10 protein-coding genes are annotated in these 17,700 nt (G+C 54.6%); 6 read left to right on the top strand and 4 right to left on the bottom strand.

Annotated elements, in window-relative coordinates; genetic code table 11:
* Positions 1–35: 35 nt before the first annotated feature.
* Positions 36–3,152 carry a TonB-dependent receptor gene (locus HKD42_RS08150; protein WP_170012337.1) on the bottom strand — a complete coding sequence of 1,039 codons (3,117 nt, stop codon included), beginning with the start codon at positions 3,150–3,152 and terminating at the stop codon, positions 36–38.
* Positions 3,145–4,011, bottom strand: a complete 867-nt coding sequence (locus HKD42_RS08145; protein ID WP_170012335.1) for a 2-keto-4-pentenoate hydratase — start codon at positions 4,009–4,011, stop codon at positions 3,145–3,147. The genes HKD42_RS08150 and HKD42_RS08145 overlap by 8 nt, the downstream gene beginning before the upstream one ends.
* Positions 4,012–4,140: 129 nt before the next feature.
* Between HKD42_RS08145 and HKD42_RS08140 the strand changes: the two genes are divergently transcribed.
* Entirely contained in the window at positions 4,141–5,835 is a 1,695-nt protein-coding gene (locus HKD42_RS08140; protein ID WP_170012333.1) for a right-handed parallel beta-helix repeat-containing protein, read from the top strand.
* A 170-nt stretch (positions 5,836–6,005) separates the two neighbouring features.
* Positions 6,006–6,803, top strand: a complete 798-nt coding sequence (locus tag HKD42_RS08135) for a DeoR/GlpR family DNA-binding transcription regulator (RefSeq protein ID WP_170012331.1) — start codon at positions 6,006–6,008, stop codon at positions 6,801–6,803.
* Positions 6,804–6,811: 8 nt separating this feature from the next.
* On the opposite strand, the gene lldD is transcribed toward HKD42_RS08135, so the two are convergent.
* Both lldD and HKD42_RS08125 read right to left on the bottom strand, forming a co-directional pair.
* Positions 6,812–7,954 (bottom strand): FMN-dependent L-lactate dehydrogenase LldD, encoded by a 1,143-nt coding sequence (gene lldD, locus HKD42_RS08130; protein ID WP_170012329.1) that lies wholly within the window; start codon positions 7,952–7,954, stop codon positions 6,812–6,814.
* A complete protein-coding gene (locus tag HKD42_RS08125) occupies positions 7,951–9,351 on the bottom strand; it encodes an FGGY-family carbohydrate kinase (RefSeq protein WP_246236921.1) in 1,401 nt (466 codons plus the stop codon). The genes lldD and HKD42_RS08125 overlap by 4 nt, the downstream gene beginning before the upstream one ends.
* Positions 9,352–9,450: 99 nt before the next feature.
* Between HKD42_RS08125 and HKD42_RS08120 the strand changes: the two genes are divergently transcribed.
* The 4 genes from HKD42_RS08120 to HKD42_RS08105 all read left to right on the top strand — a co-directional run bounded on the left by HKD42_RS08120 (position 9,451) and on the right by HKD42_RS08105 (position 17,694).
* On the top strand, positions 9,451–11,556 hold the full coding sequence (locus HKD42_RS08120; protein ID WP_246236919.1) for a bifunctional rhamnulose-1-phosphate aldolase/short-chain dehydrogenase: 2,106 nt from the start codon (positions 9,451–9,453) through the stop codon (positions 11,554–11,556).
* A 26-nt stretch (positions 11,557–11,582) separates the two neighbouring features.
* Entirely contained in the window at positions 11,583–12,875 is a 1,293-nt protein-coding gene (locus HKD42_RS08115; protein WP_170012325.1) for a sugar isomerase, read from the top strand.
* 50 nt (positions 12,876–12,925) lie between these two features.
* Positions 12,926–14,110: a glycoside hydrolase family 88/105 protein gene (locus tag HKD42_RS08110; RefSeq protein WP_170012323.1), complete on the top strand. Its 1,185-nt coding sequence runs from the start codon at positions 12,926–12,928 to the stop codon at positions 14,108–14,110.
* 188 nt (positions 14,111–14,298) lie between these two features.
* A complete protein-coding gene (locus HKD42_RS08105) occupies positions 14,299–17,694 on the top strand; it encodes a TonB-dependent receptor (protein WP_170012321.1) in 3,396 nt (1,131 codons plus the stop codon).
* The last annotated feature ends 6 nt before the right edge of the window (positions 17,695–17,700 follow it).

Raw genomic sequence — 17,700 nt, 5'->3', positions numbered from 1 at the left:
GTCGGCGCTCCCCTCTTGCGTTGCGGCGTTGATCGTTAGAATTTGAAGCTAACGCCTCCGACGATACGGCGATCGGCAAAGTCTTGCTGACACAGCAAAGCGCCTTCCCTGATGCAAAACTCGTCAGTTCTTTCTTGCAGTAGGTTGATACCGTCTACGCTGAGCGTCAGCTGATCTGTGATCGCATAGCTGAGGCTAGCGTTTAGCTGGCCGCGGTCATCGACGATACGCGGAAGGCCGAAGCGACGCGTGTCCGTCCCTCTGAAAGACGAACGCCAGCTGTAGCGAGCCCGCAGGTTTAGGCCATATTTGTCGTAAAACAGCGTCGCGTTGTACGAGTATTTCGACAAGTTAGGCAAAGTGACCAACTGCTGGACTACATCGTCATCTAACGTTGCGGTCGCCTGGGTGGAGTCTGTGCGCCCTAGCAGAAGGTTCAATGCGTTACCGCCACCACTACCGTTGAAGAAGTTAGAGACGTTTCCGCCATCCTCCTGGTAAGTGAAGTTACCGATAAATCCGAAGCCTGAGGCAAAGCCCAGTGTGTCTTCGAACGCCGATAGATCATACTGAAACGCTACTTCTACACCCGTTTGAGTGGCGACGCCGTTCGAGTTGATTGTGGATGCAACCGGCACACAGATGCCAATTCCCTGGACCGGCGAAAATACGTTCCGGTCTGCAAACGGGTTGAAAATACCACCACCTTCGCAAGGAGCGGTAATGTCGCGTTCAATCCCGTTCGGGCCATTGACCTCTACCGGGAATTCGGTCTGCTGTGCGAACAGGTTGGTACGGCGTTTATGGAAGAAACCGACGCTGAAAAACCCTGTATCCGAGAAGTAGTATTCACCAGCTACGTCGAATGACCAGACAGTTTCAGGTTCAAGCTGCGGGTTCCCGACGTTCACAGCCGCAGTAGCGTTTCCACCGAACGCGACCGAAGTCGACAGGTTGTCAAAATTTGGACGACGCAGATCACGCGAGACACCGCCGCGGATGAGTACATCCTGTGCAGGCTCTGCTACTAGACTGAAGCGTGGCAGCCAGAATTCGTAGTTCGACGACTGCCGGATCTGTCCGGCCACATTGCCATTGATGACATTGTTACCGATCGAATTCAGATTGGTGGAGACCCAACGGACGCCTACGTTACCGCGGATTGGCATCCCTGCGAATTCGGTGTCGTAATTGCCTTGCAGATATGCCGCGAGAGTCTTTTCCTCGATATCGAAGAACGCAGAGAGCGTCTCGGTCGGCTCGCTGATCATCGGTAGATCAACATTGTTCTGGTTGTTCTGTACTGCGATCGCAGCATTAATAGCCGCCAATACTTCATCGGGGTTATTTGCCGCTGCTGCCGGATCAATTTGCAGGAAATCGGGGATGAACAGTGTCCGATCGCCACCAGCGGCGTCAAAGCCGTTCTCCCCAGGTGTTACGAACTGACTTATTTGCCCCAACGTCGGGCGGAAGAATGACGGTGAGCTTGTGGCTGTAAAGTTATTGCGCAGGCTGCTGTCGATATTCTCAGCCTTTGAGACGCTATAGCGCCAGCCAGCGTCAATTGATGAAAAGAACGGTAGCACATCATCAGAATCGAAGTTTAGATCGAGCCTGAACGCCGTCTCGCTATTATCATTGCTGTTTGCCCCGCGAGTTACCTGACGGATGCGATAGTTGTTTGGGTCTAGGAGCTGATCTGATGTTGGTGTCTCTGCGAGTCCAGGAGCGATGCCGAACTGGAGAATGCCGCCACTCGTATCGAAAATCGCCGGTACGCCGTTGTCACTGCTTTGACCAAGCGATGGCTGTGGTCCATTTGGATTGATGAAGTCAAACTGGAAGCCGAGGCCTGGGAAGTCCGAGTTCGATACGGAGCGGGACGCTTCGACAAGTACGTTGAACCGGTCCTTATTCCACTCCAAACCGGTCGCGAAGACAGAGCTGTTGGTCTGACGTGAACCGGTTGTTGTCGAGGTGCGTAGGTTGGGGTCAATCGTTCCGTTAGTAGTAACACCAACGCCCAGGACGCCTGACGTAACCGCTTGCACTTCACCGAGGACAAGTGGCCCGTTGGGGCCCTGAACTGTGCCGAAGTCGACCGTTTCGAAGGACGTATTGTTAGTGTTGTCGATCACCGCAGCTGAAGTGGTTCCCGAGAAGAAAGCGCGTGAGCCTTGTTCTACCCGCTCCTGATCGTTGATTGTCGCATCAAGATATACCCGCACATGGTCCGATGGCTTCCACTCAAGCGAGCCGGTCCAGTTCAGCGTCGTATATTCTTGATTGTTGATGTCTTGATCAAGGAACTGCACGCGTAAAAATGGAAACGCCTCGGAACTGGCCGATGCGCCTGGAAGAACAGTCCGATCTCGGTCAACGCGGGCGAAGAATTCTGAAACATCGAGCTCAGCATAGCTGGCGCTCATTGCGAATCCGATCTCACCCGCGCCGGTATTCCAGCTATTACCGATGGTCGCTGACAGTCGAGGTGTGATCGTGTCGAGAAGATTGCTGTGTTCGCCCTGGGCACGGATGGCCAGCAGGGGTTCGGTTAGTTCAAGTGGCCGGATCGTGCGCAAGTTGACCGTACCCCCGACGGAACCCTCAATTGTCTTGGCTTCGGGAACCTTAGTCACTTCAACTGCCGCAATCAGTGCAGCAGGCAGATCTTCAAAGCTAATGCCTGAGCGACCTGTTCCTGACCCAACGGTTGATACGCCGTTGATTTCCACGCGGTTCGCGCTTGTACCGCGGATTTGAACCCCCGTTCCAACGCCGGCATCGCGGGTAATCTGAACGCCGGTGATGTTCTCAAGCACCTCGGCGAGGTTTTGATCGGGTAGCTTGCCGATATCTTCAGACTGAATGACTTCGATCAAGTTGTCTGTGCTACGTTTCTCTTCAAGCGCGTTTTGAAGTGACTGACGGATGCCGCTGACCACAATTACGTTCTCATTGGCACCGGTGTCACTTTCGCTTGATGAAACAGGCGCATCGTTGCTGGTTTGCTGTGCCGCAGCTGTAACCGACAAACTAAGCGCGGTGGCGATAACACCGGCTGATGCTGCAGTTCGCAGCGTGTTTTTCACAAATTTTTGCATCATTTCTACCTCTCCAGATGTGATGTATTCAGTACTGTTAAACACTTTGATTTTCCAAGGTGAGCCGGTCGGCTTGGGTCAAATGCAAACGCAGCATGCCCCATTTGCCGAACGAAATTTTCGACCTTGCGCCGATACTCGCCTCGTGAATGCCTGTGATGGCTCCGGTGGATACGAACGTGCCGGGAGCCAGTTCGCGCCCTTGCCGTGCGGCATGGTCGAGGCAAAACTGCAAAGCAGGTGAGGCGTGCTCAGCCAGCCCTCCCAGCATTTTTGTTGTGATCAGCGAATCGTTGATCCAGATGGACACTTCGAGCGGCTCGTCGATATGTTGCCAATCCGCAATTTCACTGCCCACAAGCAGGCCGTTATTATTGCCAAAATCGCAGACCACGGCGGTTGGGCCGTGATCATTGATCGCCGGTACCGGGCTGCTCGCGATTTCGGCACCTATAAACATCCGATCCTCGCTCCGACTATTCCCGAGGCATACCACCAGTTCGGGTTCGATCGCGGCAAAGCCGCCGCCGAACACGGGCATTGCAATGCTCTCATTCTCATCAGCTTGTTTGACAGATCGGTCGAATATCGGGCCGACAAGCCAGTCAGCACCAAGTTTGTTACGCAAGCGTTCGGGGATGCCCCCTACTTTCCAACCCGCAACGCTATCGGGCCACTGTTCCAATGACGTCCGCTGAATGCCGTAGGCTTCCTCCAGATGTTCAGGAGGGCTGCCGGGAAAGTCAGATAGAGCCGTTGCCGTTGTCCGCGCCGATAGCAGTTGCTGTGAAATCTGCGATGCCGATCCGGCCAGTCCAGATTTTAGAGAGCCTTGCCCGTGCTGGGGCCCCTCCGAATCCAGATTCGGCGTATCAGTCAGTATCTTGTTTATGACCTTGTTCACGGGCCCTCCCAGCTCTGCACAGATGAAGCCGGCTGCCAAGCACGCCTCTCCTCTGTCTATACTCAGCATTATTGACACCGGTATCATTCGGGGTCAATACCCTTGTTGAAAGACGTCGAGAGGAGTGGAATGATGATCAACTGGACACAGAAATTGCGGATTTGCGGCGGATCGGTTGCGACAGTTTTGATGATGGTTGGGGCAGGCATACCTTCCGCTTTGGCGCAGGAGTTGCCAGCGATCATATCCGATCCGCAGACGCGGGAAGAAAATCCGTTACCTGATTTCTCTTATGCTGGTTACGATTTCGGCGGGGCACCGATTCCGCAGGCAGACCGCGTTATAGATGTGGCAGATTTCGGGGCAGTGCCTGACGATGGTATTGATGACAGTAAAGCGCTGTTAGACGCCATGAAGGCGGCTCATGAAGTCGTCGGCCCTGTTCGGGTCCAGTTGCACGCCGGTCGTTACAATCTCACTGAAATTCTCTGGATCGAGAAAAGTGGTATCGTCTTGTCAGGAGTAGGAATGGGCGACGGCGGGACCGAGCTGTTTATGCCACGTCCGCTCAACCAGATAGATGACGGTGGTGCGCTTGACGAAATCCGTCAGTATCTCAAAGAAAACGACAAATTTGCGCGTGATAAGAACGCCAATCTGGATGTCCTGTTTTCCCCCTACAGTTGGACGGCGGGATTTATTTGGGCCCGGGTGCCCGGCGGCCGACATGCGACTTATCTGCAGCGATACGATCGGCCAATACAGACCGTTGCGAACATTGCTTCGGGAAAACAGTTTACCCGTGAACTGCAAGTCAACGAACCCGGAGCGCTAACAGTGGGTGATGTTCTGCAGATTAATTGGCACAATCGCGCAGGGCCCGATGGCCCCTTGGTAAAGTCGCTCTACGGCGATACCAAAGAGAAGATTGGCAGCCGCCATTGGGAATTGCCGGATCGCCCGCTTGTACGCCAAGCTACGCGGATTGAGGCAATTGACGGCAACCAAGTCACGATTGCCGATCCGTTACTCCATTCGATTAGTGCAGAATTGCCAGCTTATTTCGCAAGTTGGGAGCATTTGTCCGATGTCGGGATTCAGGACTTGTCGATGGTCTTTCCAGAGAATCCCGATTTTGGTCACCACAACGAATCCGGGTTCAATGGCATTTATTTCACCGGGGTGCACAATGGCTGGATCCAGAATGTCAGAATAAAAGACAGTGACAGCGGGATTCTGACCGATGATCTTGGCAATGTGACAATCAAGAACATCGTCACAGAGGGTTCCCATCTGGCGCATTACAGCGTTCATATTGGCAATGTGCACAATGTGCTTGTCGATGGGCTGACAGTGTTCAACCCGACCGTTCATGCTTTAAGCTTCAACACGCAATCGACCCGATCCGTCTATAAGGATGCAGTCGTATGGACGACACCAACGCTGGACCAGCATGCCGGAGCCAATCACCAGAATCTCTATGACAATGTGACTGTGCACATCAGGCCGGATTTGAAGGCCGCTGATGGTGCGCCGATGTATGATCTTTATAAGGCTGGCGGTGCCGGCTATTGGTTGCCCGGTCACGGGCGATATAACACCGCATGGAACGTCAAAGTTTTGGTGGAAGGCGGTGCAAGCCCGAGCGAAGAAGTGGTTATTTTGGGCGCATCAGAAGGGCCTGATGCGCGAGTTATCGGCATGCATTCCAACCGGACACTTCGGCTGGATCATTCCCCAGCCCCCTATCAGGAATGGCTCAATCGACCGATTTCGGCGGTACCGTCGCTATATGCTTATCAACTTGATCAAAGGCAGCGTTAATACCATTTGGCGGCCATAACAGCGGATAACGGGGCCAATTAGCGCGTGCGACGCACGATTCTGCGCAAAAGCGATTGGTTGTGACTTGATACTGACGTGTTCGGGGGGCACAGAGTGCATTCGTAACACGATCGCAGCCATCTGCACGAATTTTTGACAGGGAATTGGGCATGCACGCCGCCGAGCGCGAAGAGATAATCCTCGATGCCATTAGGTCGAAAGGTTTCACGACGTATCGTTATCTCGAAGCGAATGTTGAGGCATCGCCTGCGACAATACGCCGTGACCTTGCACGGTTGGAAAAGCAGGAAAAAATCGTTCGGCTGCATGGCGGAGCTAAGGCAGTTGAAACCGGTTCAAAAGCGGCAGGTAGCCCGCCAAGCCTAGCGGGTACACCCTTTGAGAAATCGCTCGAGCTGAATATTGGTACCAAGCGAGCCATTGGTAAAGCAGCTGCGGCTATGTGCGAAAGCGGCGAAGGCATCATTATCGATGGCGGTACCACTACCTATCAAATGTGCGAGCATTTGGCGGAACGCAATCTGCAAGTGCTGACCAATTCGCTGTATATCGTCAATGCTCTGTTGGGTCAGGAAACAACCCAGCTGATCGTCCCGTCGGGGCCGATATTCCGTGAACAGAATATCATTCTGGCACCAGCTGGCGAAGTGAGCATGCCTAACTTTCATGCCAGCAAACTGTTCCTCGGTGCCGCTGCGGTTAGCCAGCGGGGAATATTTCAAGCCGACGCCTTGCTGGTTGCCAGCCAGCGGCGCTTTCTCGACAGGACCGACAAGGTAATCCTTCTGGTCGATAGCAGTAAGTTGCAGACCACCTCAGGCGCAATCGTGTGCGGGCTGGACCGGATTGATCGACTGATCACTGATGACCGTGCTGACCCCAAACTGATCGATACACTGCGCGAAGCCGGTCTACGTCATATCGATCTTGTGCAAGCGGAAGACTAGTCGGCGTTTTAGCGGACTAAGATATCGCTAGAGATGTCGGCAATACTGGTCACACCAGTTAACGACATGGCCACACGCATCTCTGCCTCTACCAAGCTCAGCATATGCGATATGCCTGCTTCGCCTTTTGCGCCAAGGGCATAGGCCCAAGCGCGGCCAAGTAAGACCCCTTGAGCCCCGAGTGCCAGCATGCGGACCACGTCGAGGCCTGACCGGATGCCGCCATCAGCCAGAATGGTCAGCCTGTCACCGGCAGCCTCAGCAATCGCCGGCAGCGCTTTGGCCGTTGAAGGTACACCGTCCAGTTGCCGTCCGCCGTGGTTAGAAACCACTAACCCATCTGCGCCCAGGTCTGCTGCGCGGACCGCATCTTCCGGATCCAGAATGCCTTTGATAATCAATGGCCCATCCCATTCGCTGCGGATGAAATCAAGATCATCCCATGTAACGGTGGGGTCAAAATTGTCGCGCATCCAAGCGAAAAAATCCTCGATCCCTGACTTTTCGCCCAGAACAGGAGCAACGTTACCTAGGTTATGAGGGCGGCCATGAATGCCGACATCCCAAGCCCAGCCGGGCCGCATCGCGCCCTGCGTCGCGCGGCGCATCCCGCCGAGGAAGCCCGGCGCCCCTGCCAGACCAGAATGATAATCGCGATACCGGCTGCCGGGCACCGGCATGTCGACTGTAAATACCAAAGCAGTGCAGCCAGCTGTCACGGCCCGGGCCATCAGATCGCGCATGAAGGCACGATCACGAATCATATAAAGCTGAAACCAGAAGGGGGCCGATGCGGCTTCCGCAACTTCTTCAATATTGCAGGCGGAGACGGTCGACAATGTGAAGGGAATGCCAGCTGCATTTGCGGCACGAACAGCCTGACATTCGCCGCGGCGGGCGTTCATCCCGGCCAAGCCGATCGGAGCGAGGGCGACCGGTAAGGTGAAATCCTGGTCAAACATCCGTGTGGTAAGGTCGATCTGCGACACGTCGCGCAATACTCGCTGACGCAGTGCAACATCTTTTAGATCGGTAACGTTTCGATCCAGCGTTACCTCTGCGTAAGAACCACCATCAATGTATTCGAACAGGAATCGGGGCAAGCGCCGCCGCGCCAGCTCGCGATAGTCTAAAGCGCTCGCTGCAATCATGTCTGTGCCCTTCGCGCCTTATGCCAGGCTTCTTTGTAGCTCGTGAGATTGTGTTCAATCGGTTTGACTTCAATGAGGCCGCCTTTGGGGCGCAGGCCGGGATCTATCAGTCTGAGCGCGCCAAAGCTGACATCATTATGTGCATTGGCGATGTACACTTTGGTTTCCGGACGGAGCGCCGCGATTGCGCGGACGAAGACCTCTGCCTCGGCAAACCGACCTTCCACCAGCAAACAGTCTCTGGATCCGATCAAATCCAGCGCCGCGTCTGCGACCATGGCGGCGTAAAGGCACGCCCCCGCCCGCCGCGCATACCAATCATCGGGCCGATTGACCCAGCCGCCTGTGTCATTGGGGAAGGGGCCATTGCCGGGTGCCAGAGTGGGAACAACCATCGCCCCTTGGGCCAGTACATCAGGGACTGCCGCCAACAGGTGGGGTTGATCCGGTTTGATGTCGACTTGTCTGGTGTCGATCTGGATCAGGGTTTCTATCTCGCGCCCGCCCATAAACCGGGCCGATGGGACCGGATTACCCAAGGCATCAACATTAACAAGGCAGTCACGTGCTTCGGGCAAGCTGGCCAGATCGACCGTTTGTCCAGCCAATCGCATTGCGATGAACCACGTGCCGGTGGATAGGATGGTTGCCTCGCTTCCAGCAATCTCGCTGAAACCCCGGGCGGCGTGAAGCGCGGCATTGGAATCATGCAAGCCTGCCAGCACCTTTATATCGGGCCGTAACCCTGTTTGCTCGGCCAGTTCAGCTTTGATGGTACCGACAACATCCCCGGCCCCAGCCAGTGGCGCGAAGCGTTCGGCCCAGCCCCGTTCCACCGCAAGACTGGAAAACGTACCAGTTGCAGGCGCCCACAGATCCGAATGGCATCCCATGCTGGTCGCTTCTGTGCGCGCCTGCCCTGTCAGGTACCACGCCCAGTATTGTGCCCACGGGACAAGAGTGCTCTGCCCCAGCATATCGGTATGAAGCTGCTCCAGCCAGTATAATTGCGCGCCGAAATTTAACCCGGATGGCAATCGAGGGGAGCCCGTTTCGGCAAAAGGTGCTCGGATTGCCTCGTATTCGGCGGCGAGCTCGGACGGAAGCTCCTGCTCGTAATCGAAGGGCGGGACGGCAAGAACGCCCTCGTTCAGTACCGCCACGCCAGCGCCATGCGCCACGGGAACAATATACTCTACCGGATGTCCGGCGAAGCTGGTCAGTGCAGAGATCAGCAGGCTTTCGATACCCGCTGCATCGAGTCGGCGGATGCCATCGACTTCAATGACCGTGTTCGGGCGAGTTTCGCGTGCGAGCATTTTGCCACTGCGTGACCACAGACTGACCTTGGCCAGCGTCTTACCAATGTCGACAATGATGGCGAAACCGTCTTTCAAACCCGTGCCTCCCGAACGTATAAATGAACCTTATTGATTGCGGATTAGCGAAAATGATTGCTTTTGAAAAGCCTCAATGGTAGCGACTCAGTCATGAATATGCACGCATCCCTAGCCGAAGCGGCTATCCCGTTCGCTATCCCAGTTAATCGCTGGGATGAGCAGGTAGTATCCCAAAAGACGGAGGCAGAGCTCTTGCTCTACCGATCGAATCTGCTTGGTGCGGATTTGACTGTCACAAACTTTGGCGGAGGCAATACTTCCGCCAAAGTGACTGAGGTAGATCCCTTGACCGGGGAAGAGGTCGAGGTCCTTTGGGTGAAGGGGTCAGGCGGCGATATTGGCTCTATGGGTATGGATGGCTTTGCCACACTCTATCAAGAGAAGCTTCTCGCGTTGGAAGCGCATTACAATGGTGATGAAGATGACGATAAGATGGTCGGCTTTCTTCCGCATTGCACATTCAATCTGAATGTACGCGCGGCCAGTATCGATACGCCATTGCATTCGTTGCTACCGTATAAGCACATTGATCACGTTCATCCGGATGCCATTATCGCGTTGGCTGCCTCAAGCGGTGGCGAGGCTGCTACGAAGGAATTGTGGGGCGATGAAATCGGCTGGTTGCCATGGAAGCGGCCTGGTTTCACCCTGGGCGTGCAAATCCGGGACTTCGCAAAAGCCAACCCGCAGGCCAAAGGCGCAATGCTGGCTGGTCACGGGATCATTTGCTGGGCCGACACCGCCAAAGAATGTTATGATCAAACTGTGCGTCTGATTGCCGAGGCGGCCGAATATCTCAACGCCAAATTGGCCAGCGGACCTGCTTTTGGCGGTGTCGCAGTCGCCCCGTCGGAGGATCGCGCAGCAACAGCGGCTGAATTAATGCCTCGTCTGCGGGCACTGATGGTCGGTGACCGCCGCAAGGTGGGTCATTTTTCAGATGATGAGGCGACGATTGAGTTCGTCGGAAGTCAAGATTTTGGCCGCTTGGCGGAACTGGGAACGTCCTGTCCTGATCACTTTTTGAGAACTAAGATTGCTCCGCTAACGCTTGACCCTGACCGGTTGAGCGATGACGCGTATTTGGCGCAATCCATTGCCGAATATCGCGATCTGTATGCGGCATATTACGAACGGTGCAAGCGCGATAATTCTCCCGCTATGCGTGATGCCAACCCGGTGGTTGTTCTGGTGCCTGGTGTGGGCCGTATGACCTTCGCCAAGGACAAGGCGACTGCGCGCATCGCCGGTGAGTTTTATCTCAATGCGATTAACGTGATGCGCGGTGCGGAGGCGATCGGTGATTACATTGCCTTGGACGAGCAGGAGGCGTTCGATATCGAATACTGGCTGCTTGAAGAGGCTAAATTGCAGCGCATGCCTGCTCCTAAGGAAATGGTTGGCAAAGTTGCGCTCGTCACCGGCGGTGCCGGCGGGATCGGTGCTGCGTCGGCAGAGCGTTTGTTGCGCGAAGGTGCGTGCGTTATGCTGGCTGACTTGGACGGCGCTGCAGTGGCCTCCATGTCTGCGAAGTTTCAGGACAAGTTTGGCAGCGATGTTGTTCGCAGTGTCACATGCGATGTCACTGATGAAACGCAGGTTACGGCAGCCCTGTCGGCCTGTGCTTTGGAATTTGGCGGGCTGGATGTGTTGGTGGCCAATGCGGGTATCGCATCATCGGCCCCAATTGGCGAAACCTCGCTAGAATTATGGAACAAGAATTTCGATGTTCTTGCGCAGGGCTATTTCTTGACTGCCAAACATGCGTGGCCGCTGCTGGAAGGCATGGCCGCTCAAGGGGGTTCAAGCGTAATCTTCATTGGCTCAAAGAACGCTGTTGCGGCTGCCAAGAATGCAAGCGCTTATGCCAGTGCTAAGGCTGCGGCCAATCACTTGGCCCGTTGTCTTGCGCTTGAGGGTGCTGAGCACGGGATCAGAGTGAATGTTGTGAATCCTGATGCGGTTATCAAAGGTAGCCGGATTTGGGATGGTGACTGGCGGCAAGAGCGAGCTGGCGCGCATGGCATTGATTCGGGTGAAGAGCTGGAAGATCACTACCGCCAGCGCTCGATGCTTAAGCGTTCTGTTCTGCCCGAAGATATTGCTGAAGCTACGTATTGGTTTGCTAGCAATGCGTCGGCCAAGTCTACCGGCAATATGATCAATGTTGACGCAGGCAATGCGCAAGCGTTCACTCGCTGATTGCAGCCTTGGGAGAGGGTTTACCAATGACCAATATGCCGATCTCTGCTGAATTGGTGGCAGAGCACAATGCTGCGTCGCGCGATGCGCTATCCGATGAATATGACTCGCTAGGCCGTAAGCTAGGCCGTCGCGGCATCGCGATTGATGCGATCAAGGAAAAAGTTAAATCATTCGGTGTTGCTGTACCGAGTTGGGGTACGGGCCGCGGTGGCACACGCTTTGCCAAGTTCCCCTTGGCTGGTGAGCCAACCAACATCCATGAAAAGCTCGAAGATTGCGCGGTTATCCACCAGCTTGGTCGCTCGACGCCCGGTGTAAGTCCGCACTTCCCTTGGGATTGTGTGGATGATTACACCGCCTTGCGTGAAGAGGCGAACGCGTATGGTTTGGTATTTGATGCGGTCAACTCCAACACGTTCCAGGATCAGCCCGGTCAAGCGCACACTTACGCGACTGGCTCATTGTCTTCGACGGTGGAGGCAACCCGCCAGCAAGCGATCGATCACAATGTCGAGTGTATAGAAATAGGCAAGCAGATCGGCTCGAAGGCTCTGACGGTTTGGGTCGGCGATGGTACGAACTTTCCGGGGCAGCAGGATCTAGGGCGGTCTTTTGATCGTTATTTGGCGGCGGCATCACAGGTTTATTCGGCACTGCCCGGAGACTGGAAAATGATGCTGGAACACAAAATGTTCGAGCCGGCCTTCTATTCGAGCGTCATTTCCGACTGGGGCAGTTCCCTTATGGCTGCACAGCAGCTGGGGGATCAATGTAAGTGCCTCGTCGATCTGGGGCATCATGCCCCCAATGTGAATATCGAACAGATCGTCGCACGGTTGCATCATGCTGGGAAATTGGGCGGCTTCCATTTCAATGACAGCAAGTATGGTGATGATGATCTGGATAGCGGGAGCATCAATCCCCACCAGTTGTTTTTGGTGTTCAACGAATTGATCGAGGCTGAGCTAAGTCCAGGTAAGGGGTTCGACCCGTCTTATATGATTGATCAGTCGCACAACGTTACCGATCCGATTGAGAGCATGTTGTCCTCAGCTGAAACCATTGCTGGGTGCTATGCACGCGCTGCGATGGTTGATCGCGATGCGCTGCATGCGGCGCAAGACGGCAATGATGTGATGCTTGCCTTCCGCACTTTGCGCACTGCCTATGAAACCGACGTCACCCCGATTTTGGCGATGGCCCGCGACGAGCTTGGCGGCGCAATCGACTGGCTTGGCGTCTATCGCTCAAGCAAATATCGAGATCGCAAGGCGCAAGAGCGCAAGGCCGTCGGGTTGGGTGCCGGGATCGTTTGATCAGCCCATTCTACAAAGAACACAAAAGACTGAATTCCGGGAGAATAAAGATGAGAAACCTGCGCTCGCTTGCTCTTGGCCTGTTGCCGCTAACGGCTCTGTTGGCCAGCTGTGCCACGACGGGTTCCGATAGCTCCCTCAACACGGTGCAAGCTGAACCTGTATCGGTATTTAGCGATGAACAGGTCAGGCTTGTCGCCAATCGCGCAGCCGACTGGCAACTCGCGAATTTAGACGGTCTGGAAAGCTACATTCGCTTCATCAGCCGTGAAACGCCCAACCCGCGCGGCTGGGTTAAAGGAACATTCTTTCTAGGATTGGCAGACTACGCGGAGGTCACTGACCAATCGCGATATTTTGATGCGCTCGGCGCCATAGCCAATCGTGAAGAATGGAATCTGGGCAAGCGCCTCTACCACGCGGATGACCATCTTGTGGGCCAGGTCTATTTCCGCCTCGCGCGTAACGGCGTGCAAGGCGCTGATTTAAAGCCAACGCGTACGGCATTTGATTCCATTCTGGCCGATCCACCCAAAACGCAGATGATGCATCCTGACAAGCATGGTGATCCCGGGTGTGCCAAGCGCTGGTGTTGGGCAGATGCCCTGTTTATGGCGCCTGCAACATGGTGGGATGCAAGCGTGACTTTCGGCGAGCCAGCCTATGCCGATTACGCCCATAGCGAATTTCAGGTCGCGACCGATCTGCTGTTCGACAAGGATGTTGGCCTTTACTACCGCGACAGCCGTTTCTTTGACCGCCGGGGAGCCGACGGCGAGAAGCTGTTCTGGAGCCGAGGCAACGGATGGGTTTATGGCGGCCTCGTCAATATCCTGCGCACGATGCCGGACGATGATCCGCGGCGCGCATATTATGTCGACCTGTTCCGCAAAATGTCTGATCGGTTGGTCCAGATCCAGGCTGGCAATGGAATGTGGCGCGCATCTTTGTTGGCGTCCAGTGAAACGCCGCCCGAAACGAGCGGGACCGGCTTCTTTGTCTATGGCCTCGCATGGGGCCTGAATGAAGGTCTGCTGGAAGGCACTCGGTATTCCGAAGCCGTCAATAAGGGGTGGTCAGCTCTTGTTGCTAACGTCGATCCTGAAGGTCGCTTGGGCTATGTTCAGCAGGTTGGAGATCGCCCAGAGGGCGTGCAGCCAGATGATCGCCAATTCTACGGAGTGGGTGCTTTCCTTCTCGCTGCTGGCCAAATTCTACAAAGTGATCAAAAGTGATCAAAATATAGTTAGCTACGGTAAGTGGCCTAATTTTTACGCATAATTGTAACAAAGCGTCTCAATTTTGCCGAATTGCGCCGTAAACGATCAAAAAAAGTCATTAAGCGTCACTAATGCGCATTGACACAGTCGAATTCAATCGCTCATATAGTCGTGAGTTGAGGAAAAAATTTGGGGGAGTATAAATGGCATTTATCCAGAGCACCCGTGCGCGTAGCGTCTACGGGTTGAGTTTAAAGGCGAGTGTGGCTGCGATTGCGTTGAGTGCGCCGTCTATTGCTCTCGCGCAGGATGCTGACGATGCGCAGTCGGCACAAACCGCGACGCCGCCTCAGTCCGACGATGACGGCGTTATTGTCGTTAGCGGCATTCGGGCCAGTCTCGCCGATGCATTGGAACAGCGGCGTAATGCGGATGTCATCCTCGATGGTATCTCTTCAGATGATATTGGTTCAACGCCTGATTTGAACTTGGGTGAAGCGCTGGCGCGTATTCCAGGCGTCCAAATTAACCGCGAGGGCGCGCGCCGCGATGCAACGATCTCCGTTCGCGGTCTGCCTGGTCGTTTCACCAAGACGACAGTGATGGGTCAGACTATCGCCTCAACGACACGGGGTAACAACACTGGTAACCCGTTTGGTATCTTTGAAAGCTCCATCTTTAATGGTGCGAATGTCATCAAGTCTTTCACCGCTGATACACCGGCAGGCGGCTTGGCTGCGCAGGTTGATTTGCGGCTGAACAGCGCGCTGAAGCGCCGTGAAGGTTTTGTGGTTCGTGCCGAAGTTGACCACGAAGAAACAACCGGTGACGAGCTGCCGAAGTTCTTCATTTCCGGTGCCCAGAGGCTGAGTGATCGCTTTGGTATTTACGGCAATTTCGCCTATTCTGAGCAAAGCTTCCGCCGCGACACCGCGCGCCTTAACAACTACCGGCAGTTTTCTAGTGCTCAGGTAGCAGCTTTTGCAAACGGCACTGCAGCTAGCGGTGTGGGTGCAGACCAAACTGCCGTATCCGGAACCCCGAATGCGGCATTCGATATTCCCGATGTTGGCGATAATGGGCTCAATAATGCGGTCATTTACCCGCGGGCCATGCGTCAATTTGTCCAGAACAACCGGGGTGAGCGGTTCTCAATTTCCGCCGGTATGGCATTCGAGGCGACGGACAACATCGAACTTCGTCTTGACGGCATTTACACCCGTCGTGATCTGAGTGAATCCAACCAGGATATCTCGATCTTTGAAGGGCATAACGGTTTCAACTCGCTGGTTTCGCCTCTGTCTGAACCCGTCAATGTGGGCGTGGTGGACTTTGACGAGAACGGCACCGAAGAAAATGTCTTCATTGTCCCTCGTGTCCTGATCAGCGATCCGCAGGCGGCTATCGAAAACCGCAGCTTCCCTGCGCTGGATGAATCTTGGGCGATATATCCGCAGTTCAGTTTTGAGAATGATGACTGGCGGGTCAATGCGATCGGTACATATTCTGAAGCGCGTGGTCGCTCGAGCCTGAACCAGTATAGTTTGCGTGTTCGCTTCCGTGGGGGAAGTGCAGCCACTCGGGCTCTCGATTCCAACCTTGATGGTATTGATGATCGTGGCAACGATTCGATCCTGATTTTGGATCAAGGTCTCGGCAATCTGGACAACATCTTTGTTGATAATATCCTTAATCCGCTGCTGCTCCAGCTTGACCAAACCCGGGGTTCTACCCGCATTGAGGCTGGTTCGGGCATCGGCGCGCGAGACGATTTCGCAGGCTTCTTGCCTCCGGGGCCGAACCAAAACGGGTTTAACCAGCCGACATCGCTTTTGGCGTTGGGTTTCACAGAAGGCGTGGACCGTGATCTAAAATCGTTCGACTTCGAGGTTGCTCGCAAATTTGAGGGCAGCGTATTCAATGAAATCGAGGTTGGTGGCTATTATAGCGACGAGACTTCTCGCCGCTATCGCGACGAATTCGGTGGTCTCGGATTGAACTATGCCGCTGCGTTTGATCCCAGCATTCTTGTCCCGAATGACGGTGTTTCAGAGGGCGGGGCGTTTCTGGGTGGTGATATACCTGGCGTCGAGTTGGATAACTTCCTTTCGCTTGATATTGCAACTTTGGAATCTTTGCTTGGTTCTGCCAGTTCGGAGCCGCGTCCAGATCTTCAATTCACGCCGTCGGCGGGCAATATTCGGGGCTATTTCCCGCAACTTACTGCCGACAGCGCGGCAACGATCACCGCAGCCGAAATTCTCGCTGCGCTACCAAGGATCCAAGCGCCGGGTGGCAACACCTACCTTACTCGGCCGCAGATTTCGCGCTCGACAATTGTAGACAACAACTTCAATTCTTCGCGCGAGACGCTTGAATTGTACGGCATGGCTAAGTTCGATTTCGGGAACGTTTCGGATACCCAACTTCGCGGCAATTTTGGGGTGCGCTATGTCCGGACTGATCTGGTTGGTCAGACAAACCCGACGTTCTTCCAATTCTACGATAATTTGAATGCTATTCGCGCTGCAAACGGCGGTCCCGCCTTGGAGTTCAAGGATGCAAGCGACAATGATGCGCTGGTATTCGGCCGGGCAAGCAACACATTTGAGCGGTTCCTGCCATCGGTCAATCTGATCTACGAGATCACCCCGGATATCGTAGCGCGTGCAGCTGTTTACGGAACGTTCGAAGCGCTTGATCTTGCAGAGTTTACGCCAACACCGACCATAATCGTTGAAAATGACACCTCTGGTGACATTGACGATTTGGACCCTGAAGACCGTATCCTCGGTTCCGATGGTAACCCGATCCCTCGGACCTCTATCAATATCTCCACGCTTGATGTGCAGCCGCGTCGCTCCACAGGATTCGACCTTGGTTTGAGCTGGTATAACAAGCCGGGCAGCGTTGTTTCGATCGGCTTTTTCCGTAAATCTCTGGTCGGTGACATCACTCGCCAACGCAACTTCTGTCCGGAGGGTGAAAGCCTTACGGTCGAGGGTCGGACATTTAACGAGATCCGATTTGCTGACATCAACTCGCCAAGCGCGGTTGAGCAGTCATTTGCAGGTCAGTGCGTCTTTACCAACGATCTTGGCGATCCTCAGCGAATTCGCGTGAGCCGAACTGTGAACAATCCTGATACAATCAACGTAACAGGTTTTGAGGCGCAGATTCAGCAGACACTCGACTTCCTGCCGGGCTTCCTAGAAAATACTGGCGTCGTGCTGAACTACACACGGGTTCGTTCTGGCGGCGACAATGATGTGCAGCTCTTCAACGTTGCCGAGGATACCTACAACCTCATCGGCTATTATGAAGACAGCTTCCTTGAGGCGCGACTGGCGTACAACCACCAGTCTTCAATTCAGCGTCAGGGCGGGTCCTCTTTCATTGGAGGTAACACCATCATTGCTCCGCGTGGTCAGTTGGACTTCTCCGGTGCTATCAAGCCAATGAAGGGTTTGGAAATCCGCGCCGAAGTATTCAACATCACGCAGAGTTCACGGACTGAATATCTCGGTGTTGAAGAGCTGTTCCGTCTGTATGAATATGATGGCCGGACCTACTCGCTGTCGGCGACGTACAGGTTCTAATGTCAT

Origin of the sequence: Pontixanthobacter rizhaonensis, assembly GCF_012972675.1 — a bacterium.
Taxonomy (GTDB): Bacteria; Pseudomonadota; Alphaproteobacteria; order Sphingomonadales; family Sphingomonadaceae; genus Pontixanthobacter; species Pontixanthobacter rizhaonensis.
The sequence above is the reverse complement of the archived record's forward strand: the minus strand, read 5'-3'. Positions and strand labels throughout refer to the sequence as shown.

Coding starts and splice junctions, on each gene's coding strand:
- HKD42_RS08105 (WP_170012321.1), top strand. CDS start 14,299: ATGGCATTTATCCAGAGCACCCGTGCGCGTAGCGTCTACGGGTTGAGT.
- HKD42_RS08140 (WP_170012333.1), top strand. CDS start 4,141: ATGATGATCAACTGGACACAGAAATTGCGGATTTGCGGCGGATCGGTT.
- HKD42_RS08110 (WP_170012323.1), top strand. CDS start 12,926: ATGAGAAACCTGCGCTCGCTTGCTCTTGGCCTGTTGCCGCTAACGGCT.
- lldD (WP_170012329.1), bottom strand. CDS start 7,954: ATGATTGCAGCGAGCGCTTTAGACTATCGCGAGCTGGCGCGGCGGCGC.
- HKD42_RS08120 (WP_246236919.1), top strand. CDS start 9,451: ATGCACGCATCCCTAGCCGAAGCGGCTATCCCGTTCGCTATCCCAGTT.
- HKD42_RS08115 (WP_170012325.1), top strand. CDS start 11,583: ATGACCAATATGCCGATCTCTGCTGAATTGGTGGCAGAGCACAATGCT.
- HKD42_RS08135 (WP_170012331.1), top strand. CDS start 6,006: ATGCACGCCGCCGAGCGCGAAGAGATAATCCTCGATGCCATTAGGTCG.